Annotated in this window: 20 protein-coding genes and 1 pseudogene; 8 read left to right on the top strand and 13 right to left on the bottom strand. The window is 61.1% G+C overall.

Annotated elements, in window-relative coordinates; translation table 11 throughout:
• Window positions 1–12 precede the first annotated feature (12 nt).
• From N008_RS22475 to N008_RS18215, 6 genes and pseudogenes are all read right to left on the bottom strand, one after another.
• Window positions 13–764 (bottom strand): annotated as a pseudogene (locus N008_RS22475) (IS5 family transposase).
• Between the two features lie 176 nt (window positions 765–940).
• Entirely contained in the window at window positions 941–2,230 is a 1,290-nt protein-coding gene (locus N008_RS18235; RefSeq protein WP_044017767.1) for a citrate synthase, read from the bottom strand.
• A 232-nt stretch (window positions 2,231–2,462) separates the two neighbouring features.
• Window positions 2,463–3,854, bottom strand: a complete 1,392-nt coding sequence (mnmE, locus tag N008_RS18230; RefSeq protein ID WP_044017766.1) for a tRNA uridine-5-carboxymethylaminomethyl(34) synthesis GTPase MnmE — start codon at window positions 3,852–3,854, stop codon at window positions 2,463–2,465.
• A gap of 92 nt (window positions 3,855–3,946) precedes the next feature.
• Complete coding sequence (locus N008_RS18225) at window positions 3,947–4,606, bottom strand: metal-dependent transcriptional regulator (protein WP_044017765.1); 660 nt, start codon at window positions 4,604–4,606, stop codon at window positions 3,947–3,949.
• Between the two features lie 121 nt (window positions 4,607–4,727).
• Window positions 4,728–5,738 (bottom strand): 3-oxoacyl-ACP synthase III family protein, encoded by a 1,011-nt coding sequence (locus N008_RS18220; protein WP_044017764.1) that lies wholly within the window; start codon window positions 5,736–5,738, stop codon window positions 4,728–4,730.
• Between the two features lie 94 nt (window positions 5,739–5,832).
• Window positions 5,833–6,978 carry a hypothetical protein gene (locus tag N008_RS18215; protein WP_044017763.1) on the bottom strand — a complete coding sequence of 382 codons (1,146 nt, stop codon included), beginning with the start codon at window positions 6,976–6,978 and terminating at the stop codon, window positions 5,833–5,835.
• 141 nt (window positions 6,979–7,119) lie between these two features.
• Between N008_RS18215 and N008_RS18210 the strand changes: the two genes are divergently transcribed.
• The gene (locus N008_RS18210; RefSeq protein WP_044017762.1) at window positions 7,120–7,944 is read left to right on the top strand and encodes a 2,3,4,5-tetrahydropyridine-2,6-dicarboxylate N-succinyltransferase; all 825 of its coding nucleotides are present in this window, start codon (window positions 7,120–7,122) and stop codon (window positions 7,942–7,944) included.
• A 139-nt stretch (window positions 7,945–8,083) separates the two neighbouring features.
• Window positions 8,084–8,875 (top strand): hypothetical protein, encoded by a 792-nt coding sequence (locus tag N008_RS18205; RefSeq protein ID WP_044017761.1) that lies wholly within the window; start codon window positions 8,084–8,086, stop codon window positions 8,873–8,875.
• Window positions 8,876–8,968: 93 nt separating this feature from the next.
• Here N008_RS18205 and msrA read toward each other — a convergent pair whose 3' ends face one another.
• Entirely contained in the window at window positions 8,969–9,511 is a 543-nt protein-coding gene (msrA, locus tag N008_RS18200; RefSeq protein WP_044017760.1) for a peptide-methionine (S)-S-oxide reductase MsrA, read from the bottom strand.
• Between the two features lie 239 nt (window positions 9,512–9,750).
• Window positions 9,751–10,641 (bottom strand): 3-hydroxyacyl-CoA dehydrogenase family protein, encoded by an 891-nt coding sequence (locus N008_RS18195; RefSeq protein ID WP_044017759.1) that lies wholly within the window; start codon window positions 10,639–10,641, stop codon window positions 9,751–9,753.
• A gap of 355 nt (window positions 10,642–10,996) precedes the next feature.
• Between N008_RS18195 and N008_RS23315 the strand changes: the two genes are divergently transcribed.
• On the top strand, window positions 10,997–11,167 hold the full coding sequence (locus N008_RS23315) for a lmo0937 family membrane protein (RefSeq protein WP_156109395.1): 171 nt from the start codon (window positions 10,997–10,999) through the stop codon (window positions 11,165–11,167).
• 113 nt (window positions 11,168–11,280) lie between these two features.
• Here N008_RS23315 and N008_RS18190 read toward each other — a convergent pair whose 3' ends face one another.
• Window positions 11,281–12,114, bottom strand: coding sequence for a hypothetical protein (locus N008_RS18190; protein ID WP_044017758.1), 834 nt, complete (start codon window positions 12,112–12,114; stop codon window positions 11,281–11,283).
• A gap of 17 nt (window positions 12,115–12,131) precedes the next feature.
• Entirely contained in the window at window positions 12,132–13,754 is a 1,623-nt protein-coding gene (locus tag N008_RS18185) for an ABC-F family ATP-binding cassette domain-containing protein (RefSeq protein WP_044017757.1), read from the bottom strand.
• Window positions 13,755–14,112: 358 nt separating this feature from the next.
• Here N008_RS18185 and N008_RS18180 point away from each other — a divergent pair, with 358 nt between their 5' ends.
• Together N008_RS18180 and N008_RS18175 are read left to right on the top strand one after the other, a co-directional pair.
• Window positions 14,113–14,517, top strand: a complete 405-nt coding sequence (locus tag N008_RS18180) for a hypothetical protein (protein ID WP_044017756.1) — start codon at window positions 14,113–14,115, stop codon at window positions 14,515–14,517.
• Window positions 14,518–14,750: 233 nt separating this feature from the next.
• A complete protein-coding gene (locus N008_RS18175) occupies window positions 14,751–15,197 on the top strand; it encodes a hypothetical protein (RefSeq protein ID WP_044017755.1) in 447 nt (148 codons plus the stop codon).
• A gap of 150 nt (window positions 15,198–15,347) precedes the next feature.
• Here the strand turns inward: N008_RS18175 and N008_RS21905 are convergent, their stop codons facing one another.
• A complete protein-coding gene (locus N008_RS21905; protein ID WP_052381716.1) occupies window positions 15,348–15,740 on the bottom strand; it encodes a hypothetical protein in 393 nt (130 codons plus the stop codon).
• A gap of 142 nt (window positions 15,741–15,882) precedes the next feature.
• Here N008_RS21905 and N008_RS18165 point away from each other — a divergent pair, with 142 nt between their 5' ends.
• Window positions 15,883–16,671 carry a murein L,D-transpeptidase catalytic domain family protein gene (locus tag N008_RS18165; RefSeq protein WP_052381715.1) on the top strand — a complete coding sequence of 263 codons (789 nt, stop codon included), beginning with the start codon at window positions 15,883–15,885 and terminating at the stop codon, window positions 16,669–16,671.
• Between the two features lie 81 nt (window positions 16,672–16,752).
• Here the strand turns inward: N008_RS18165 and N008_RS18160 are convergent, their stop codons facing one another.
• Complete coding sequence (locus tag N008_RS18160) at window positions 16,753–16,947, bottom strand: hypothetical protein (RefSeq protein ID WP_044017754.1); 195 nt, start codon at window positions 16,945–16,947, stop codon at window positions 16,753–16,755.
• Between the two features lie 191 nt (window positions 16,948–17,138).
• Here N008_RS18160 and N008_RS18155 point away from each other — a divergent pair, with 191 nt between their 5' ends.
• Both N008_RS18155 and N008_RS18150 read left to right on the top strand, forming a co-directional pair.
• On the top strand, window positions 17,139–17,948 hold the full coding sequence (locus tag N008_RS18155) for a M48 family metallopeptidase (RefSeq protein WP_044017753.1): 810 nt from the start codon (window positions 17,139–17,141) through the stop codon (window positions 17,946–17,948).
• Between the two features lie 113 nt (window positions 17,949–18,061).
• Window positions 18,062–18,973: a diacylglycerol/lipid kinase family protein gene (locus N008_RS18150; protein ID WP_044017752.1), complete on the top strand. Its 912-nt coding sequence runs from the start codon at window positions 18,062–18,064 to the stop codon at window positions 18,971–18,973.
• On the opposite strand, the gene N008_RS18145 is transcribed toward N008_RS18150, so the two are convergent.
• A complete protein-coding gene (locus tag N008_RS18145) occupies window positions 18,968–20,212 on the bottom strand; it encodes a metallophosphoesterase (RefSeq protein ID WP_231569744.1) in 1,245 nt (414 codons plus the stop codon). The genes N008_RS18150 and N008_RS18145 overlap by 6 nt on opposite strands.
• Window positions 20,213–20,221 lie beyond the last annotated feature (9 nt).

Raw genomic sequence — 20,221 nt, 5'->3', positions numbered from 1 at the left:
CTGCTTTCCGGATTAGGCTGTGTCTGAAAAGTGATGCTGCAAAATACGGCGGATACAGGCCAGCGAGGCCATGCTGAGGAAATGGGCGTCGTGTTTCTCATAGCGCGTGGCCACGCGGCGATGTTCTTTGAGCGAGCCAAAGAAGCGTTCCACCACATTGCGCCGCGCATAGCGAGTTGGCTCGATTCGGGGTGGCCGTCCTCGCCGCCGACAGCGACGGCCTGCGGCTGGTTGCCGACGTGGAATGACGGCCCGGATGCGACGACGACGGAGCCAGTGGCGAATGTGGACCGCGTCGTAGCCGCGGTCGGCCAGGAGTTGACGTGGGCGTCGACGCACCCGCACCTGTTCACAAAGCGGTTCAAACTGGGGCCCATCATGCCGCTGGCCGGCCGACAGATGCAGGGCCAGCGGCGTACCCGCGCCATCACAGACTACATGCAGCTTGCTGGTCAGCCCGCCGCGGCTGCGCCCGAGGCACTGGGCTTTTTTTTCGTGCCGCCCGCCGCACTTTTGGTGGCCCGCACCGTGGTCGAATCCACCAGCCACGTGTCCAGGTCTAACAAGCCGGCCGCATCCAGGCGCAGGCGTAAGCGGTGCAACACCCGCTCGAAGGTGCCATCAGCGGCCCACCGGCGAAATCGTTCGTACGCCGTTTGCCAGGGGCCGTAGCGTGCTGGTAAATCCCGCCAGGGCGCTCCGGTGCATAGGATCCAGAGTAAGGCATTCCATTGCTGGCGGTCATCGCGCCGGGGGCGCCCCAGACGTTGTGGGGGCAATTCGCTTTCCACCGCGGCCCATTGGGCATCTGTTAACTCATACCGTGCTGCCATACCCTAAGATACATAACACCCCTTTTCAGACACAGTCTAGTAGAACAAGAAGAAGGCCCACTCTCAACCGAGAGTGGGCCTTCTTCTTGTTCTAGTGCAGTTTGCTGCTAGCTACGCTGCGCGATGGGCTGATAGTCGCGCTCCAGCTCGCCGGTATAGATCTGGCGTGGGCGGCCGATAGGCTCCTTGTTTTCGCGCATCTCTTTCCACTGGGCAATCCAGCCGGGCAGGCGGCCCAGGGCAAACATCACCGTGAACATCTCGGTAGGAATACCGATAGCGCGGTAGATAATGCCGGAGTAGAAGTCAACGTTCGGATACAGCTTACGCTCAACGAAATATGGATCGGTGAGGGCGGCTTGCTCCAGTTCCTGCGCAATCTTCAGCAGTGGGTCGTCGATGCCCAGGGCGGTCAGCACTTCGTCGGCGGCCTTCTTGATAATCTTGGCGCGCGGGTCGAAGTTCTTGTACACGCGGTGGCCGAAGCCCATCAGGCGGAACGAGTCGTTCTTGTCTTTGGCCTTAGCAATGAACTTGCTGGTGTCGCCGCCGTCCTTCTGGATGGCCTGCAGCATCTCCAGCACTTCCTGGTTGGCACCGCCGTGCAGCGGGCCCCACAGTGCGTTGATACCGGCCGAAACCGAGCCGTACAGGCTAGCGTTGGCCGAGCCTACTAGGCGTACCGTCGAAGTAGAGCAGTTCTGCTCGTGGTCGGCGTGCAGGATGAGCAGCTTGTTGAGGGCGCTAACTACCACAGGGTTGATTTCATACTTCTCCGTAGGGAAGCTGAACATCATGTACAGGAAGTTCGAGCAGTAGTCGAGGTCGTTGCGCGGATAGTTCAGCGGGTGACCCATGTTGTTTTTGTACGTCCAGGCCGCAATGGTCGAAATCTTGGCCATCAAACGGATGACGTTGAGGTCGATTTCTTCTTTGCTCAGGTCCGGCGACACGCTCTCGGGGTAGAACGCTGTGAGCGAGCAGATCAGGCTGCTCAGAATGGCCATCGGGTGGGCCGCCGACGGGAAGCCGTCGAAAATCTTGCGCACGTCTTCGTGCACGAGCGTGTGCTTGGTAATCTGGTGCTGGAAGTCGTCGAGCTGGGCCTGGGTGGGCAGCGCGCCGTAGATCAGCAGGTAGGCTACTTCCAGAAAGCTGGACTTCTCGGCGAGCTGCTCAATCGGATAGCCCCGGTAGCGCAGAATGCCTTCCTCACCATCCAGAAACGTGATGGCGCTTTTGGTGGCTCCGGTGTTCTTGTAGCCCGAGTCGAGGGTTACGTAGCCGGTCTGGTCGCGCAGCTTACCAATGTCGAATGCCTTTTCGTGTTCGGTGCCTTCGATGACGGGAAGGGAATAGGATTTCCCGTCGAGGATCAATTCAGCAGACTCTGCCATAAAGGAGGATTAGAGGGTGGTTCGGGGGCGAAGCTAAAGAATTACCGGGTAGCCGGAAAGCCTGAGCTTGTTTGAGTACTGCTACTACAAACCGTGCCCCTGGGTTGTTTGAGAATGAATGTATCCGCAAAGAAAAGCAGTCCGGCCGTACGGGTAGTACGCTAAGCGGCAATTTAATGCAGATTAAATGTGGCTACCAGCGAAAATTCGCCTGCAAGATACTGGCTCCGCCTTATTTACCGATGCAGAACTGGGTGAAAATACTGGTCAGCAAATCGTCGGAAGAAATTTCGCCGGTGATTTCGCCCAGCGCCGCCAGGGCGTGGCGCAGGTCGGCGGCCAGCAACTCGGTGCCGGCACCCGTCGCCAGGCCCGTCAGCACGGCGTTAAGCGCCAGCGCGGCGGCTTCCAGGCTGCGGGCGTGGCGCAGGTTCGTGACGATGGTGCTGCTGCCCAGCCGGTCGAGGCCTTCGCCGCGCACCAGCTGCAGCAGCGCCTGCTGCAGCTCGTCGAGGCCGTCGCCGCGGCTGGCGGCAATGAGCACGGTGCCGGGGCGGCTGCGGAAGGCGTCCAGCTCGGGGTCGGAGGCGGTGTCGAGCTTGTTGCCGACGGCCAGCACCGGTACGCCGGGGGCCAGTCCCAGGGCCTGAATCTCCGCTTGAAGCTCGGTGGGGGTAGTGGTCGTAATATCAAACAGATATACCACCAAAGCAGCTTGCAATACCCGCTTCATGGTACGCTCCACGCCCATAGACTCCACCACGTCGGTGGTATCGCGCAGGCCGGCCGTGTCCACAAACCGGAACCGGATGCCGTCGATGCTGACCTCGTCTTCGATCAGGTCGCGGGTGGTGCCGGCAATGGCCGAGACGATGGCGCGCTCTTCGTGGAGCAGGGCGTTGAGCAGGGTGCTTTTGCCGGCGTTGGGCCGCCCGGCAATGACGGTGGTGACGCCGTTCTTGATGACGTTGCCGAGCTCAAAGGAGCGGAGCAGCCGGCGAACCAGCGCCTGCACTTCCTGCAGCAGCGTCACCAGCCCGGTGCGGTCGGCAAACTCTACGTCTTCCTCGCCGAAGTCCAACTCCAGCTCCAGCAAAGCGGCGAACTGCACGAGGCGGCCCCGCAGGTCTTTCAGCTCGCGCGAGAAGCCGCCGCGCATCTGCTGCATGGCTACCTGGTGCGAAAGCTGCGAGTCGGCGGCAATCAGGTCGGCTACGGCCTCGGCCTGGGCCAGGTCGAAGGCGCCGTGCAGGAAGGCGCGCTTGGTGAACTCGCCGGCCTCGGCCAGCCGGGCGCCGCGCCGCGTGAAGAGGCGCAGCACCTCCTGCACGATGTAGTCGGAGCCGTGGCAGCTGATTTCCACCACGTCCTCGCGGGTGTAGGAGTGCGGGGCCCGGAACAGCGACACTACTACCTCGTCCAGAATCCGGTCGGCGTCGCGGATGGTGCCGTAGTGCAGGGTGTGGCCCGGCTGGTCGCGCAGGCGCTTGCCGGCAAAGGCGCCGTCGGTGAGGGCAATGGCCTCGGGGCCGGAAAGGCGCAGCACCGCAATAGCCCCCGCGCCGGGCGGGGTAGACAGGGCAATGATGGTGTCGGAAAGCGCGGGAGGATGGGCTAGGGCCACAGGCAAAACAGCTGGTTCGGGCGCAAAGGTACGCAACCCTGGCCGGGCATAAATCCTCCGGCAAACCAGCCCGCTACCAGCAGCCCGGACTCCTAGCCGGCCACGAACAGGTTGCGGCTTACTTCCGCCGAAAGCATGGTGGTGACGGAGTTGTTTATTCTGACTTCCAGAGAGTTATCAAACTCCACTTTGTCCAACACTTCAATATAGGAACCCAGCTTGAGGCCGGCTTTATCGAGGTACTGCAGGAAGGCCACCGACGTGTTCTTGACGGCTACCACCGGGCCCTGCTCGCCGGGCAGCAGGTCGGCTACGAGGCGGTGGCTGGGGCGCAGCATGGCGCCGTCCTCGTTCGGGATAGGGTCGCCGTGCGGGTCGAGGCGCGGGAAGCCCAGGAACTCGTCGAGGCGGCGCACGAGCAGCGGCGAGTCGATGTGCTCCATCTGCTCGGCCACTTCGTGCACCTCATCCCAGTTGAAGCCCAGCTTCTGCACCAGAAACACTTCCCATAGGCGGTGCTTTCGGATGGTGAGCAGCGCCAGCTGCCGGCCCTCGGCCGTGAGCGACACGCCGCGGTAGCGCTGGTAGTGCAGCAGGCCTTTTTCGCCGAGGCGGCGCAGCATGTCCGTGACGGAGGCCGGGCGGGTCTGCAGCACCTCGGCAATGCTGTTGGTGCTCACGTCCGAGCCCGGCGCCGCTTCGGCCAGCTTGTACACGGCTTTCAGGTAGTTCTCCTCGGTGAAGCTGGGCATCTGTCTGAATTAAAAATTAAAAATTGAGAATCAGGAAGTAAGAACGGCCGCTTCTGAGCTGTGGTAGCGTCAGGAAGCGGCCATTTTTCAATTCTTAACTCTCAATTTTCAATCGTCTTCTTTACCATTTGATGAGCGCCGAGGCCCAGGTGAAACCGGAGCCAAAGGCGGCCAGGCACACCAGGTCGCCGCGCTTGATGCGGCCTTCCTGCACGGCTTCGCTCAGTGCGATGGGCACGCTGGCGGCGGTGGTGTTGCCGTAGCGCTGGATGTTGCTGAAAATCTTGTCGTCGGTGAGGCCCATCTTCTGCTGCACGAACTGCGTGATGCGCAGGTTGGCCTGGTGCGGAATCAGCATGTCGATGTCCTTGGACTCGTAGCCGTTCTGGTCGAGGGCTTCCTTGATGACCTGCGGGAAGCGCACCACGGCGTGCTTGAACACGTTCTGGCCGTTCATGTAGGGGTACATGTCGAGCTCGTTGGCCATGACGTAGTCCACCCGGTTGTTGCGATTGGAGCCGGGCTCTTTCACAATCAGCTCCTCGGCGTGCTCGCCCTGGGAGTGCAGGTGGGTGCTGAGGATGCCGTGGCCTTCGCGGGTGCTGGGCCGCAGGACCACCGCGCCGGCGCCGTCCCCGAAGATAACCGACACGCCCCGGCCGCGGGTGCTGATGTCGAGGCCTGACGAATGAATCTCAGAGCCGACTACCAGCACCGTATCGTACATGCCGGTTTTGATGAACTGGTCGGCCATGCTCAGCGCGTACACGAAGCCGGAGCACTGGTTGCGCACGTCGAAGGCCGGAATGGGGGCCACGATGCCCAGCTCGCGCTGTAGCAGCACGCCCGAGCCCGGGAAGAAATAGTCGGGCGACAGGGTGGCAAACACAATCATCTGCACGTCGTCGGGCGTGAGGCCCGCCATTTCCAGGGCCTTGCGGGCCGCGTTGGCGCCCATGTTGGCCGTGGTGTCTTTGCCCTCCTCAAACCAGCGTCGCTCCCGAATGCCGGTGCGTTCCTGAATCCACTCGTCGGTGGTTTCCATGAGTTCGGTGAGGTCGGCGTTGGTTACGACCCGCTCGGGAACGTAGTGGCCAACGCCGGCAATTTCAGAATGTCGGAGAGTAGACATGAGGAAGGGAATTAGGCAGAGAAACGGGGCAGGAGGTGCCGAAAGTAAGAAAAAACAGGCTATCCGCTCTCTAACGGCCGGCAAAGGTCGGCAGTTACCGGATAGAATCCACCACGGCGCCTAATTTTATGGCTTCGGCAGCCCACAGGGCCGCGGCCGGCGGGCCTTCCGGGTAAAACCGGTGGCTGATCAGTTCCGCCACAAACTCGCTGGAAACGTGAGGGAAATTGACGGTTACGGCCGCTGCGTAGGGCGCGGCCACCTGCTGCCACAGCGGATTGGGCGGCAGCAGCAGGGGCAAGGCATGGGCTAGGTACTCATAGAGCTTGGTGGGCACGCACTGCGCCGAGCTGGGATGCGGCCGATAGGGCAGCAGGCCCAGGTGGCTACGTTGGATTTCGGCCACGATGCGGGCGTGCGGCACCGGCACGTCGCCGCCGATGAGCACAACGCCCGGCTCTGCGGCTACCAGCTGCCGCAACCGGGCCAGGACCGCCGGCTGCTGGCAGAACCCGATAATGGTAAGCTGCGCCTCAGGCCAATACTGCCGCAGGTTCTGCGCAAACGCCACGGCTTCAAACACGCCGTTCAGCTCGGAAATGGTGCCCGAATACAGCAGCCGCAAGGGCTGGCCTGGTGCCGGCATCGGGCCAGTCTGGGCTGGCAGTGTCTCGCCGGGTTGGGGTTGGTACTTGTTTTCCAGCACTACGGTGTTTTCGGGCTGGGCAAAGGGCAGCTCGGCCGCATAGCTGCGTTCGGCCAGCAGCACGCGGGCGGCGCGGCGGGCGGCCAGGGTTTCCAGGGCCCGCACCGCGCCGGCCAGCAGCCCGCGCAGCCACTCCGGGTACACACGCTGCGTCCGGATGTTGAGGGCGTAGTTTTCGCGCACATCGTAGAGGAAGTGGCGGCCGCGGCCCAGCGCCTTCCACAGCAGCGTGAGCGGCAGCAGCTCTGGGGCGTGCACCACCACCAGCCCGGGCTGCAGCTGCCGCAGCAGCTGCCCGTAGCGGAGCTGGGCCCGCAGCCGGTCCAGGCTCAGGCGGGTGCCGCGTAGCAGCGTGTGCGTGTGCAGGTTGGCCGGAGCATCGGCCGGGTGGGGCGCCGCCCGCCCGGCTACGTGCACCACCGTGTCCGGCCGCCTAGCCAGGGTGCGTCCGAACTTCCCGAACATGCGGGTATCGTCCAGGGGCTTGAGCACCGAGGCCAGTAATATGACGGTTGGGGGCGGCAGATGCGGCATTGTGGCAGCGAAGATGGTAAGTTTGCGGCTGAGTGGTTGAATTGTTTGATGGGTAACTGGCTGGTCGTTCTGTTGGGCGCGCTACACACTTCCTGAACAAACAGCCATTCGACCATTAACCCATTCAACCATTCAGTAAGAATGACCGACCTGCAGCAAACCATCGAAGCAGCCTGGAACGACCGCAGCCTGCTCACGAATGCCACTACCACCGAGGCCATCCAGCACGTAATCGAGGAGCTCGACAAGGGCCGCCTGCGCGTAGCGCAGCCCGCCGCCGACCAGGAAGGCGGCTGGCTGGTAAACGACTGGGTGAAGAAAGCCGTCATCCTGTACTTCCCCATCCGCCAGATGGAAACCATCGAGGTGGGCCCGTTTGAGTTCCGCGACAAGATGCGCCTCAAAACCAACTACGAGCAGCAGGGCGTGCGCGTAGTGCCGCCGGCCGTAGCCCGCTACGGCGCCTACCTGGCCCCCGGCGTTATCATGATGCCGAGCTACGTGAACATTGGCGCCTGGGTAGGCGAGGGCACCATGGTGGATACCTGGGCCACGGTGGGCTCCTGCGCCCAGATTGGGGCCGGCGTGCACCTGAGCGGGGGTGTGGGCATTGGTGGGGTGCTGGAGCCGGTGCAGGCGGCGCCGGTTATCATCGAGGACGGCGCCTTCGTGGGCTCGCGCAGCATTCTGGTGGAAGGCTGCTTTGTGGGCCGCGAGGCCGTTATCGGGGCCGGCGTGACTATCACGGGCAGCACCAAAATCATCGACGTGACGGGCCCGGAGCCGGTTGAGTACAAAGGCACGGTGCCGGCCCGCTCGGTAGTTATCCCCGGCTCCTACACCAAGCACTTCGCCGCCGGCGACTACCAGGTGCCCTGCGCCCTCATCATCGGGCAGCGCAAGCCCAGCACCGACCTCAAAACCAGCCTTAACGACGCCCTGCGCGAGCACAACGTAGCGGTGTAAGGTGCTGAAGGGACGAGGGGAAGGCTGAAAATGCCGGATAATCGGGCCCCGCAAAGTGTTGCGGTTAACCGGCAAGTCGCTATCATTGGCTTTCCCCTCGTTCCTTTATCCCTGTTTACCTCATCACTTCACCACCCCCATGAACACGAAATCTGGGCCGGTATCGGCGGCGGAAGCCCGCGATGAAATCCGGAACTACATTGCTGCCGAATACGAAAAGCCTGCCGCTGAGGTGCAAACCAAGGTGGTTTTCAATATGGACCTGCCCTGGGTGGACGGTGCGGTGCAGCCCTGCTACTTAGTAGAGTGGTTTGCGGGCCTGGCCAACGGCGTAGCCGTAACGGGCCCCTACACCTACAACCTGCCCGAGCTGAACGTGGGCGACACGCGCCAGCTGGGCGGCCTCAACGAGTGGCGCCAGCAGCTGCTCAACCTGTACGCCGGCTGCGAGATGGCCACCGCCGCCCGCCTCACCCAGCCCCTCACCGACTTCTCGGACCCCACGCGCACCCGCCTGATCCTGGAAAACCTGCAGGACCGTCGGGCCCCGCGCTTTGTCATCAACTGCTCGGTGCGGGAGTTCCTGCGCGTCGGTACCGACGAGTACTATGTGCTCAACGGCGACTGGATCCACAATCCGCACTACTCGTACTCGGCCACGTTCGGCTTCAAGCCGCGGCAGGAGAATACCGTTCTGGTGCTGCCCGAAGACGAAAGCACCATCCGGATTGCGCCCCACAAGTTCCTGACCCCGGTGCCCGAGGTGGGTGCCGACGGCGCGTTCCCGGGCGAGCAATCCGGCTTCATCATGATGAAAAACGGCCGCATCGTGGAGTACATGGCGGCCCCGGCCACCCGCGCCGTGCTCGACAAAGTGGCCATGTACTATCTGCTGGGCCAGGAAAACGGCCCGTTTGCTATCAAGCGGTAGCGTCTGGTACTTGTGGGCCCTGCCCGGCGCTTCCACGCAAAAGCCCCGACCTGCACGTGCAGGTCGGGGCTTTTTAGTGGAAGCTTCGGGCGTCTACAGCAGGGCGCCCTTTTTGAGCTTGTCGCCGAATACGGCCCGCACTTTATCTACTTTGGGCCGCACCACAAACTGGCAGTAAGGCTCGCGGCCGTTCTGCTTGTAGTAGTTCTGGTGATAGTCCTCGGCCGGGTAGAAGCTCTTGAGCGGCTCAATCTCCGTCACGATAGGCTGGTCGAAGGCTTTGGCCTCGTTGAGCTTCTGCTTGTACTCTTCGGCCAGGCGCTTTTGCTCCTCGTTGTGGTAGTACACGCCCGAGCGGTACTGCGTGCCAGCATCGGCGCCCTGGCGGTTGAGGGTGGTCGGGTCGTGAGTTTTCCAGAATATCTCCAGCAGCTGCTCGAAGCTGATGATAGCTGGGTCGTAGGTAATCTGAATCACTTCGGCGTGGCCGGTCAGGCCGCTGCATACTTCGCGGTACGTAGGGCTGGCGATGCGCCCGTTGGAATAACCGGACACTGCTTTTTCCACGCCTTCGAGGTCCTGAAACACGGCCTCGACGCACCAGAAGCAGCCAGCTCCGAAAGTTGCCTTTTCCATTCGTTGGGATGTCGTAGTTAAGAGAGAAAATTCTGCACGTAAGCCGGCGGCACAAAGCACGGCGCGGCTGAAAGTGGCATACGCTTAAAAGGTAATTCGGGCCGAAAAAGTTTGTTTTTCTACCGTGTACGCAGCTGCCTTGTTGCCCGACGGCCGGCAACTCAGGTGCTGCTCAAAAAAACGGCCTCCCAATGGTTGGGAGGCCGTTCCGGCAGATAGACTGAGGCAGAGCGGGCTGCCTACTTGCGGAAGCGCTCGGCCACCACCAGGTCCTTGGTGCCGTGGCCCCAGCTGTAGAAGCCTTCGCCCGATTTCACGCCGAGGCGGCCGGCCATTACCATGTTCACCAGCAGCGGGCACGGGGCGTACTTGGGGTTGCCCAGGCCGTCGTGCAGCACGCGCATGATAGCCAGGCACACGTCCAGCCCAATAAAGTCGGCCAGCTGCAGCGGGCCCATGGGGTGGGCCATGCCCAGCTTCATCACCGTGTCGATTTCCTCTACGCCCGCCACGCCTTCGTGCAGGCTGATGATGGCCTCATTGATCATCGGCATCAGGATGCGGTTGGCCACAAAGCCGGGGTAGTCGTTGACTTCCGTCGGCGTTTTGCTGAGCTGCCGCGACAGGTCCATGATGCGGGCCGTCACCTCATCCGACGTGGCATAGCCGCGGATAACCTCCACCAGCTTCATCACCGGCACCGGGTTCATGAAGTGCATGCCAATCACCTTGTCGGGCCGCTGCGTAACGGCCGCAATCTTGGTGATGGAGATAGACGAGGTATTGGAGGCCAGAATGGCGTCCTGGGGCGCGTGCTGGTCCAGCTCGCGGAAGATGTTGAGCTTGAGGTCCACGTTTTCGGTGGCGGCTTCCACCACCAGCTGCACGTCGCGCACGCCTTCGGCAATGCTCGTGAATGTGCAGATCCGGCCCACGGTGGCGGTTTTGTCGTCCTCGCTGAGGCTGCCCTTGGCCACCTGGCGGTCCAGGTTTTTGGCGATGGTGCCCAGGGCCTTGTCGAGGGCGGGCTGGCTGATGTCGATGAGGGCAACCGGGAAACCGTGCTGAGCAAATACGTGGGCAATGCCATTGCCCATGGTGCCCGAGCCAATAACGGCGACGTTGATCATACTAAACGAGAAGGAAAAGGTGGGAAAAGGAGCGGCGGCATGCCGTGGGGCCGGCCGGCCACAAAGCTACTCTGAAAAACGCGCCTGCTCCAATCAAAACAAAGGGACGGAACAGTTAGGAACTTGCATTAACAGCCGGAACAATAAAAAGTTTGCGCCAGTAAAATGCCTTTTCCGGAATTGCAGGCAGGTTTTTGATAATCTCAGTAACTGCAGGTTCAGATTTTTCCAACAAGATTATATCCTTTTGATAACCCCCGCGTACAAATCCGCAAATCAGCTTGCTAATGTGGCCCTACTGCATTACAAGCCGAAAAAACTTCCAAACTCTCTCCACCAACTCAATCCAAACATCATGGGCAATTTGCTGTACATCATCGCCGTAATCCTCATTCTCATCTGGGCACTGGGCTTCTTTGGCGTGCTGGGTGCTGGCATGGCTGGCAACAACCTGATTCACATCCTGCTGGTTATCGCCATCATCGCCATCCTGCTGCGGGTTATTCGCGGTGGCCGCGTAGTCTAGCTACGCTTCGCCTGCCGCTGGCAGGCGGAAATAGTCTGAAAACCTGAAAAGGGCTTCCCAGTAAGTTGGGAAGCCCTTTTTTGTTGGTGCCTCTGGTTCTGAAAAGCCAGTGACTATTTCAGATCGTAGAGAAAGCTGAACCGGATAACCGGTTGCCCATACGGCGAAAGAGGGTAGCCCTGGGTATCGTAGCCGTTGTTGAAATTGTACAGCAGCACGATGTCAGCGGCTATCCGGTCACTGATCTGGTTGCGGTAGCCGGCCCCGGCCAGCGGCGTTTTCATAGTCCGGTTGGTCTTCACGACTTCAAACCGCTGCGCGCCGGTCTGGTAGATGTCGTAGCTCTGGGCTTTGGTTACCTCGTACTCAGCATGGAAGAAGAACTGGTCGAACAGCGCATATTGCACGAACGCCTTCACTCCAAGGCTATGCAGGCTCAGGCTTCTGGGCAGCCCGAGCGCCTGGTAGTCCTGCGGAAAAGAAATGTTGTTGTAGGCATAGCTGATACCGGGGCCTACCGACAGCTTTTCATTGACCCGGTAACCGATAGAAGGGCTTAGGCTGGCGCTGAACTGCCCGCCGCTGTAGGGGTTGCTGCTGTAGCCCAGGCCGAAGTTGGAGTACAGAAAGTACCGACGCAACGGCTTAGGCTGCTCGCTGGCGCGGCTGCCCGCCGGAAAGTCCAGCCCCGACGGGCTATCCGATGAGGGCTGCTGGGCGGGCAGGGGGGCGCTGGTAGGCGCCGGGGCCGGTACGGGCACTGCCTGGTCTTGCGGGCGCGGAGCCGGCGAAGCGGGGCGGGGCGCCGTACCGGGCGGGGCCGTGTTCAGTTGCGGCTTCACGGTAGAAGTGCTGTCGGTGCGCTGGGCGGAGGCGTTGGGGGCCAGCGCCAGCCCGGCCCCCGTGGTGAGGGCTGCGGCAAGCAGAAAACGGAAAGAGACGTTCATACCGGAAGGTAACGCAGTTAGGATACGAGTTGATATTTGCGCTGGCGCAGGGCCTTGATCTGCTCATCGGCCAAGTATTCCTCGTAGTTCATGCGCCGGTCGATGATGCCGTCGGGCGTGAGCTCGATAATACGGTTGGCAATGGTTTCGATGAACTGCAAGTCGTGCGACACGAACAGCAGCGTGCCCTGGAAGTCGCGCAGGCTGTTGTTCAGAGCCGTAATGCTTTCCAGGTCCAGATGGTTCGTCGGGTCGTCGAGAACCAGCACGTTGCCCGATTCCATCATCATCTTGGAGAGCATGCAGCGCACTTTCTCGCCCCCGCTCAGCACGTTGCTCTTCTTCTGCGACTCCTCGCCCGAGAACAGCATGCGGCCCAGGAATCCCCGGATAAACGATTCGTCCTTCTCGGTGCTGTACTGACGCAGCCAGTCCACCAGGTTCAGGTCGGTATCGAAGAACTCGGAGTTTTCCTTGGGGAAGTAGCTCGGCGTGATGGTGGTACCCCACTTGAAGTCGCCGGTATCGGGCCGGATCTGCTCGAACAGGATGTCGAACAGCAGGGAAGGGGCACGGTCGTCGCGGCTGATGATGGCCACCTTGTCCTTCTTGTCCAGCGAGAAGCTGGCGTTGCGGAACACCACCTGCCCGTCCACCGACTTGCTCAGGTTCTCCACGGTCAGCAGCTGGTTGCCGGCTTCGCGCTCGGGCTTGAAGGCAATGTAGGGGTACTTGCGCGAGCTGGGCTTGATTTCTTCCAGCGTCAGCTTTTGCAGCAGCTTCTGGCGCGAGGTGGCCTGCTTGCTCTTGGAGGCGTTGGCCGAGAAGCGGCGCACAAACTCTTCCAGCTCCTTGCGCTTGTCCTCGGTCTTCTTGTTGATGTCCTGGCGCTGGCGCAAAGCCAGCTGGCTGCTCTCGTACCAGAACGAGTAGTTGCCGGGGTACATGGTGATTTTCGAGAAGTCGAGGTCGGCCATGTAGTTACACACCGCGTCGAGGAAGTGACGGTCGTGGCTCACCACGATTACCGTGTTCTGGAACGAGTCGAGGAAGTTCTCCAGCCACAGCACGGTTTCGGCGTCGAGGCCGTTGGTGGGTTCGTCCAGCAGCAGCACGTCGGGGTTGCCGAACAGGGCCTGGGCCAGCAGCACCCTCACTTTGTCGGAGCCGCCCAGGTCGCCCATCAGGGTGTAGTGCTTGTCTTCGCCAATGCCCAGGCCGGAGAGAAGCTCGGCCGCCTCGTACTCGGCGTTCCAGCCTTCGAGGTCGGCAAACTCGCCTTCCAGCGCCGCAGCCCGCTCGCCGTCAGCGTCCGAGAAGTCGGCTTTGGCGTAGAGGGCGTCCTTTTCTTCCATCACCTTCCACAGGCGGTGGTGGCCCATAATCACCGTCTGGAGTACGGGCTGGGTATCGTAGGCAAATTGGTCCTGGCGCAGCACCGACAGGCGCGAGCCAGCCGGCATCATCACCGAGCCCGTGTTGGCCTCAATGTCACCAGCCAGGATTTTCAGAAACGTGGATTTGCCTGCGCCGTTGGCGCCAATGAGGCCGTACACGTTGCCAGGCATGAATTTGATGGTAACGTCTTCAAACAGCACGCGCTTACCATAGCGCAGGCTGACATTGGAGGTGCTAATCATAGAAAAAGAAAGGGCGAAAAATCAGGCAAAAACAGGGACAACCGGTCCGCGGGCCCGCAAAAATACAGAAAATGCCCCGCGCCTCCGCACCGGAGGCCACGGCAACGAGCTGAGGTAACCGAAACTAACAGCAGGAACTACAAATTTAGGTTCTCCACGCAACATCACCGCCGCAAAATGGTATAGAAGTAGAAGCGGGGCCCGAGGCAAGCTACTGACAAACAGTAGCTCTTCTGGTTCCGGTTCCGCCAGATGTCCGGGTTCTCTCTTCCAACCTTAACCATTTTGCTACATGAACGACGCACGTATAACCCCCGAAACCAACGGTGTCCGCTACGGTCTTTTTACTTCGGTTGGCATGATGGTCTACTTTGTGGTAGCCTCCCTGCTCGGACTGACCAGCCGGATTGAATTCAGCTTCCTCAACTTCGCCATTATGGCGGTGGGAGTCTGCCTGGCCATTGCCAACTTCAAGCGCTACAAGCACGACCGGATGCCGTACCTGCAGGGGTTTGGCACTGGTATTATTACGGCCGCTGTTTCCTCGCTGGCGTTTGGGTTCTTCTTTATCGGCGTTACGGCGTTGCGGCCCGATATCATGGACCAGATTCATGCCCGCGACTTGTTTGGTCTGGAGTTGTCGGCCCTGATTGCGTTTTTGGCCATTCTGCTGCAAGGCGCTATGGTAGGCGTTATTATCTCGCTGGTAGCTATGCAATATTTCAAAAGCCCTGATCACAAGCCTATTGAAGGTATTGAGTAGGCGACAGCAAACCAACAGAAAGGCCGGCTCCGGAAGGGGCCGGCCTTTTTTGTTTGGTCACACACGACATTTTTTTGATCAAGTCGGCACTTTCCAGAAACGATACTGGTTGTCCCAAAAACAAAAATGAAAAAATACCCGGAAAAATTGTTGTTGTAATTATGCTAACATATATTTGTATTAAATATAGTGAAAGCTGATATCACCTGCCGATATTATTACTGCCTTTTCGAGTGCCCTTTCTTTCTGCCTTCTACAGTTTTTTTGCCTTTTTTATGAAATCCGCTGTCTTTACTCTGTTGCTGACTGTTGGCCTGGCCAGCTCTGCTGCCGCGCAGAAACAGGACCGCCATGCTGAACTGCCGGGCATCGGCGAACCGCCCGCAGCTCGAGTGGAGGAAATGACCCGTCAGATGTCCAACTCACTGCATCTTAATGAAGCCCAATATATTCGCCTGCGCGCCGTCAACCAGATCAAACTGGCCCGCATGGATGAAATCAGCTGGCAATACAAAGATGATATTGCCCAGCAAAGGGCCAAGCTGGGGGAACTGGAAGCACAGTACGAAGACGAATGCAGCCGCATTCTGACGCCTTCGCAGCTGAGCATCTACCGCTCCGAACAGCGCCAGGACACCGTTCCGGCCACACCCGACCCGCAGGAGGGAGGCTTGGGCTAACAGCCTGCCCGAGACCACCATTCTATTACAATGAAAAGCGGCATTCCCACACAGGGGATGCCGCTTTTCATTGTTGGGGGCCGGCGTTAAACGTCAGTTGGTGTCCGCCGGGTCAAGTGTCAGGTAAAGTGAATATTAAATAAATTATATTTAAAGACTACTGGGACGAGCTGTCAGTACTTCGGTTACGGTGCCCAGTGGTCCGAAGCGGATGCTCAGCTTGTTGGCGTCCGAGCGTTGATGGGTGGGCAAGCAATGCGGACCAGACTCTAGATAATAGTTGTAGATTTTCTCAGTCTGCTCCGCCAGTTCTTCTTCATCGGGGCGGCCCAGTAGCTTTTCGATGGTAGGGGTGCGGAGGCCGTAAAGCTGCTCTTTGGCCTGCAAAAGGCTTTTCAGTTGCCTCGGCCGTAAGTCCTGGCAGCCGTAGGTATCACGCCGCCAAACAGCAGCGTCGAAGCCGGGAAGCTCCGGTGTTGCTGGGCTGCAGGCCGCCAGAAATGGCACGATAATGACAGTGTATGCGAACCGGCGGAAGAACATAAGCGAGAGGTACGGAACTGAGTGCCTGTTAAAAAGGGTTGACAACAGCAGGAATGAATGCGCTAAAATACTATTTTTGTAAACCTGAGCCCGGGCCCAGAACGTCCGCCTGCTTTTTCGACCTGTTTCGCCTGTTCAGCCGATGACCTTTGCACCGACTGCCGTAGCCACGCTACTTCTTGCCGCCAGCCTGTTCACTGCTTCCCCAGTGGCCGGCTCCCGGACCGATACTGAGCCCACAGGAAATATCAGCAACCGGGCTTTACGCGTGCAGTATCTGGCGGCTTTCGAGCAATACACGTTGAGCAGCTATGCGGAAGCCCGGCTTACCAACTACGGCCTTTCCCCGAATGTTTACCGGGAGGCGCTGCTCGGCTACTACAGCCTGCACCGCAGCGGCGTGGCCAGCCAGCCGGTGGTCACCATCATCGACTTTTCCCTGCCCAGCACCCAGAAACGGCTGTGGGTGATTGACCTCAAGCAGCCGCGGGTGTTGTTTCATACGCTGGTGGCCCACGGCAAAAACACCGGCGACAATATGGCCCAGCGGTTTTCCAACGTGGAAGGTTCGGAGATGAGCAGCCTGGGTTTCTACGTCACCGGCCAGACATACCAGGGCAAGCATGGCCTTTCGCTGAAGCTGCACGGGCAGGATGCGGGCCATAATACCAACGCTGCCAGCCGCGCCGTAGTGGTGCACGGTGCCGATTACGTGAGTGAGCAGTTTGTGCGGCAGCACGGGCGTCTGGGCCGCAGCCAGGGCTGTCCGGCGCTGCCGGTTGCGCAGGCACCCACCATTATCCGGGCCATCCGGAATGGCTCAGTGGTGTACGCGCACGGACCCAGCAGAGCCTCCTACGCCTCGGCGTGGCTGCAGCTGGATCCGGCCCTGACGGCCTTCGCGCAGTGGCGCGGCCTGCCCGGGGCTTAGATCTACCGGCAATTACCTGAGAAAAAAAAGGGCCCGCCTGATTACAGGCGGGCCCTTTGCGTGGCAGATGTGCCGTCTGAGTTATGCCCGGTCACCGGTGGCTTTCACCAGGTTGATACCGGCAAAGAAGAAAATCAGGCCCACTGCGAAAGGCACGATAGAATTCACCTTGCTCAGCGAGACGCCAGCCATATGCAGGAAGCCTAAAGCGCCATAAATGATGCCGACGATGCCTAGGATAGTGAGGATGGAGCCGAAAGTGCGTTTCTGATTCATGGCCGAAGAAAATGTGAGGTGGAAGGAGAGTAGGGAGAGAGGCCGTTAGGCATAATGGGAACACATACGGCGAAGCGGGCCTTTTGGGTATAGGGGGCAGGCAACCCTGCCGGGCCCGGCCCGTTACAAGCCCAAATAGCCGTTAGAACGGCCTATTCCCCCTTTCGCTCCCTTTTCAACCAACTCCAACCATGAGAGGAAATCTCCGCTACATTATCGCCCTGCTGATGGCTGGCGTGACCCTGCTGACGTACTACTGCAAACGCTCTGTGAATGAGGTGACCGGCGAAGTGCAGCACGTGGACATGACAGCCGAGCAGGAAATTGCACTCGGCCTCCAGGCGGCCCCCGAAATGGCCCAGCAGTACGGTGGTCTGCACCCCGACCGCCAGGCCAGCGCCCGCGTCGAGCAGATCGGGCAGGATATCGTGCGCAGCACCAAAGCCGGCCAGAGCCCCTATAAATTTCAGTTTCATTTGCTGGCCGACGAAAATACCATCAACGCTTTTGCGCTGCCCGGCGGCCAAGTGTTTATCACGGCTGGTCTGCTGAAAAACCTGCGCAGCGAAGGCCAGGTGGCCGGCGTGCTGGCCCACGAGGTAGGCCACGTGGTAGGCCGTCATTCGGCCGAGCAGATTGCCAAGTCGCAGCTGACGCAGGGGCTGAGCGGGGCCGCCGCCATTGGCATGTACGACCCCGACCGGCCGGCTACGGCTGCCGGCTCTGCAGCTGCGGCCATGGTAGGAAAGCTGCTCACGCTGCGCTTCGGCCGCGAAGACGAGCTGGAATCGGACCGGCTGGCCGTGGACTACACGGCACAGGCCGGCTACGACCCCCGCTCCATGATTCAGGTGATGCAGATTCTGGAGCAGGCCGGCGGTGGCGGCGGGCAGCCCGAGTTTTTGAGCACGCACCCCAACCCCGGCAACCGCATCGGCGAGCTGGAGCGGGCCATTGCAACGGAGTTTCCGCAGGGCATCCCAGCGGGCCTGAAGCCATAAGCACTGCGAATCTGCTTTTTTCTACCGTTGCATGAGGCCGGCCATTTGGTCGGCCTCATGTGGTTTGCAAGAAGTATATCTTCGCCGTCACACCCGTATTTCCTTCCCGCAACATGGCTCTATCCACCTCGCCGACACTTCACACCATATTGTTTGTGCTGAATCCTGTGTCAGGTGATATCAGCAAGGCCGAGCTGGAAAGCGCCATTACGGCCTACTGCACGGAGCGCGGCCGCCGGGCCCGGTTCTACCACACCACCGGCAAAAATGACCTGCAACACCTGCAGCGGCATCTGCAGCAGCATGCCTACGACGCCGTGTTTGCGGCCGGCGGCGACGGCACCGTGAGCCTGGTGGCCGAGGCCCTGCTCGGTGGGCTGGTGCCGCTCGGGATTCTGCCGCTGGGTTCTGGCAATGGCTTATCGAAAGACCTGGGCATTCCGCAGGATCCGCAGGAGGCCCTAAAGCTGACATGGCAGCACATGGTGCGGCCCATCGACACGCTGCAGATCAACGGCCGGTTCGCGGCGCATCTGGCCGATCTGGGCTTCAACGCCCTCATCGTGGAGCGTTTCGACCAGGGCGATACCCGCGGGCCGGGCGCGTACGTGCGCATTGCCACGCAGGAGTACCTGAGCTACGTGCCGGCTACCTACCAGGTGCAAACTGAGAACGAGCAGTGGGAGGGCCCGGCCTTTATGCTCACCATCGCCAACGCCCGCACCTTCGGCAGCAACGTCATCATCAACCCCGATAGCCACCTCGACGACGGCGAGTTTGAGGTTTGTGTGATTGAGCCCTTTCCCGGCACGGCCGCACCCGGCATCCTCTACAACCTCTACACGGCCGGGTTCGATGCCTCGGAGTACACGCGGCGGCTACGGGGACGGCAGGTGAGCATCAGGGTGCCCGGCGCTACGCAGGTGCTGTGCCAGATTGATGGCGAGCCGTGCTACCTCACTACACCGATTGAAGTGACAATCCGGCCGCGCAGCCTGCGGGTGCTGGTGCCGGCCGCGCTATAGCGGCAGCTCCGCCGTAACCGGCAGCCCCACCGTCCGAACGAGCGGCGCCGCTACCACGGGCCCCGGGTACAGGCGCTGCCGAAACACCTCGGGCAGCGGCGCCCCGGTTGCGTCGGGCTCCAGGGTGCGCAGCCACGTTTCGCCGTTGGCGTAGTAGTCGAGGCTGAAGAATCCTTTGTGCTCGTGCACAAAGGTGGCCTGGCCGCCCTTCTGCACAAACGCCGTTTTGCTGCCCGCGCCGCTCACCAGGTAGTGGCTGCCGTGCTGCTCGAAGTACTGCAGGTTGTGGTCGTGGCCGGCGGCGTATACCAGGTGGGGGTGCTGGTGCAGCACGCGCAGCAGGCGGCGGCGCATTTTGCGGTAGCGGGGGTGGGCCATGTCCTCGGCGGCCCCCACCAGCTTGCGGTACAGCGGCAGCAAAGACCCGATAAACGGCAGCGGCACGTAAGCCCGCTTGTGCACGGTGGTAAGCGGAAATACGTGCTGCTTGGCCGTGAACTTGCCGCCGTGCAGGGCATTGGAGTACAGCGGATGATGGCCCGCCACCACAATGCGCTGGTGCTGATTTTCGGTGAGCAGCCGCTGCAGCTGCTGGAAAGGCTCTTTGGTATCGGAGGCCGGGCGCGGGCCCTGCTGCACCCACCACTGCGTGTTGAGCACCAGCAGCAGCAGCCCATCGGCCAGTTGCAGCGCCACCGGGCCGGGCGTGCCACCCGCCGGCAGGTAGTGCGCCGTCGGGAGCTGCTCGCGGATGTAGGCTTCCTGGCGCAGCAGGTACTCGTAGCCGTCGGGGCGTCCTTTGTTCCAGTCGTGGTTGCCGCTCAGAAACACCACGTTTCCGGGGAAGGGCCGCAGCACGTCCAGCAGGGCGTTGAGGCGCTGCTCGGCGGCGGCGCGGCCGGGATGCTCTGGGGCGGGCAGGCCGGTGGGGTACACGTTGTCGCCGAGGATGATGACGGTGCCGGCCGGGCCGGTTTCGTGCTGCCAGTGCTGCAGCAGCCGCAGCAGGTTGTCGGTGCCATCGGTGGCGACGGCACCCGGGTCGCCGAGCAGGGCCACGCGGTGCTGCAGCGGCGTCAGCGGGTCGGGCTGGTGGAGCAGCCAGTCGTTGTGGGCGGGGGCCACGTAGGGCCGGCGCCGGTAGTGCCGCTCCTGGCGGTAGCGCGCCAGCAGCCAGGCCGTGAGCGCCGCCGCCAGCGCCGCCGCTACATAAAAAAACAAGGTCGAAGGAGAAGTCACAGGCACACC

The sequence above is a fragment of the Hymenobacter sp. APR13 genome, from assembly GCF_000737515.1.
In the GTDB taxonomy this organism is placed as follows: Bacteria; Bacteroidota; Bacteroidia; order Cytophagales; family Hymenobacteraceae; genus Hymenobacter.
This window is presented reverse-complemented; position numbering and strand designations above follow the sequence as displayed.

Coding starts and splice junctions, on each gene's coding strand:
- N008_RS18235 (WP_044017767.1), bottom strand. CDS start 2,230: ATGGCAGAGTCTGCTGAATTGATCCTCGACGGGAAATCCTATTCCCTT.
- N008_RS18225 (WP_044017765.1), bottom strand. CDS start 4,606: ATGCCCAGCTTCACCGAGGAGAACTACCTGAAAGCCGTGTACAAGCTG.
- N008_RS18220 (WP_044017764.1), bottom strand. CDS start 5,738: ATGTCTACTCTCCGACATTCTGAAATTGCCGGCGTTGGCCACTACGTT.
- N008_RS18215 (WP_044017763.1), bottom strand. CDS start 6,978: ATGCCGCATCTGCCGCCCCCAACCGTCATATTACTGGCCTCGGTGCTC.
- N008_RS18210 (WP_044017762.1), top strand. CDS start 7,120: ATGACCGACCTGCAGCAAACCATCGAAGCAGCCTGGAACGACCGCAGC.
- N008_RS18205 (WP_044017761.1), top strand. CDS start 8,084: ATGAACACGAAATCTGGGCCGGTATCGGCGGCGGAAGCCCGCGATGAA.
- msrA (WP_044017760.1), bottom strand. CDS start 9,511: ATGGAAAAGGCAACTTTCGGAGCTGGCTGCTTCTGGTGCGTCGAGGCC.
- N008_RS18195 (WP_044017759.1), bottom strand. CDS start 10,641: ATGATCAACGTCGCCGTTATTGGCTCGGGCACCATGGGCAATGGCATT.
- N008_RS23315 (WP_156109395.1), top strand. CDS start 10,997: ATGGGCAATTTGCTGTACATCATCGCCGTAATCCTCATTCTCATCTGG.
- N008_RS18190 (WP_044017758.1), bottom strand. CDS start 12,114: ATGAACGTCTCTTTCCGTTTTCTGCTTGCCGCAGCCCTCACCACGGGG.
- N008_RS18185 (WP_044017757.1), bottom strand. CDS start 13,754: ATGATTAGCACCTCCAATGTCAGCCTGCGCTATGGTAAGCGCGTGCTG.
- N008_RS18180 (WP_044017756.1), top strand. CDS start 14,113: ATGATGGTCTACTTTGTGGTAGCCTCCCTGCTCGGACTGACCAGCCGG.
- N008_RS21905 (WP_052381716.1), bottom strand. CDS start 15,740: ATGTTCTTCCGCCGGTTCGCATACACTGTCATTATCGTGCCATTTCTG.
- N008_RS18165 (WP_052381715.1), top strand. CDS start 15,883: ATGACCTTTGCACCGACTGCCGTAGCCACGCTACTTCTTGCCGCCAGC.
- N008_RS18160 (WP_044017754.1), bottom strand. CDS start 16,947: ATGAATCAGAAACGCACTTTCGGCTCCATCCTCACTATCCTAGGCATC.
- N008_RS18155 (WP_044017753.1), top strand. CDS start 17,139: ATGAGAGGAAATCTCCGCTACATTATCGCCCTGCTGATGGCTGGCGTG.
- N008_RS18150 (WP_044017752.1), top strand. CDS start 18,062: ATGGCTCTATCCACCTCGCCGACACTTCACACCATATTGTTTGTGCTG.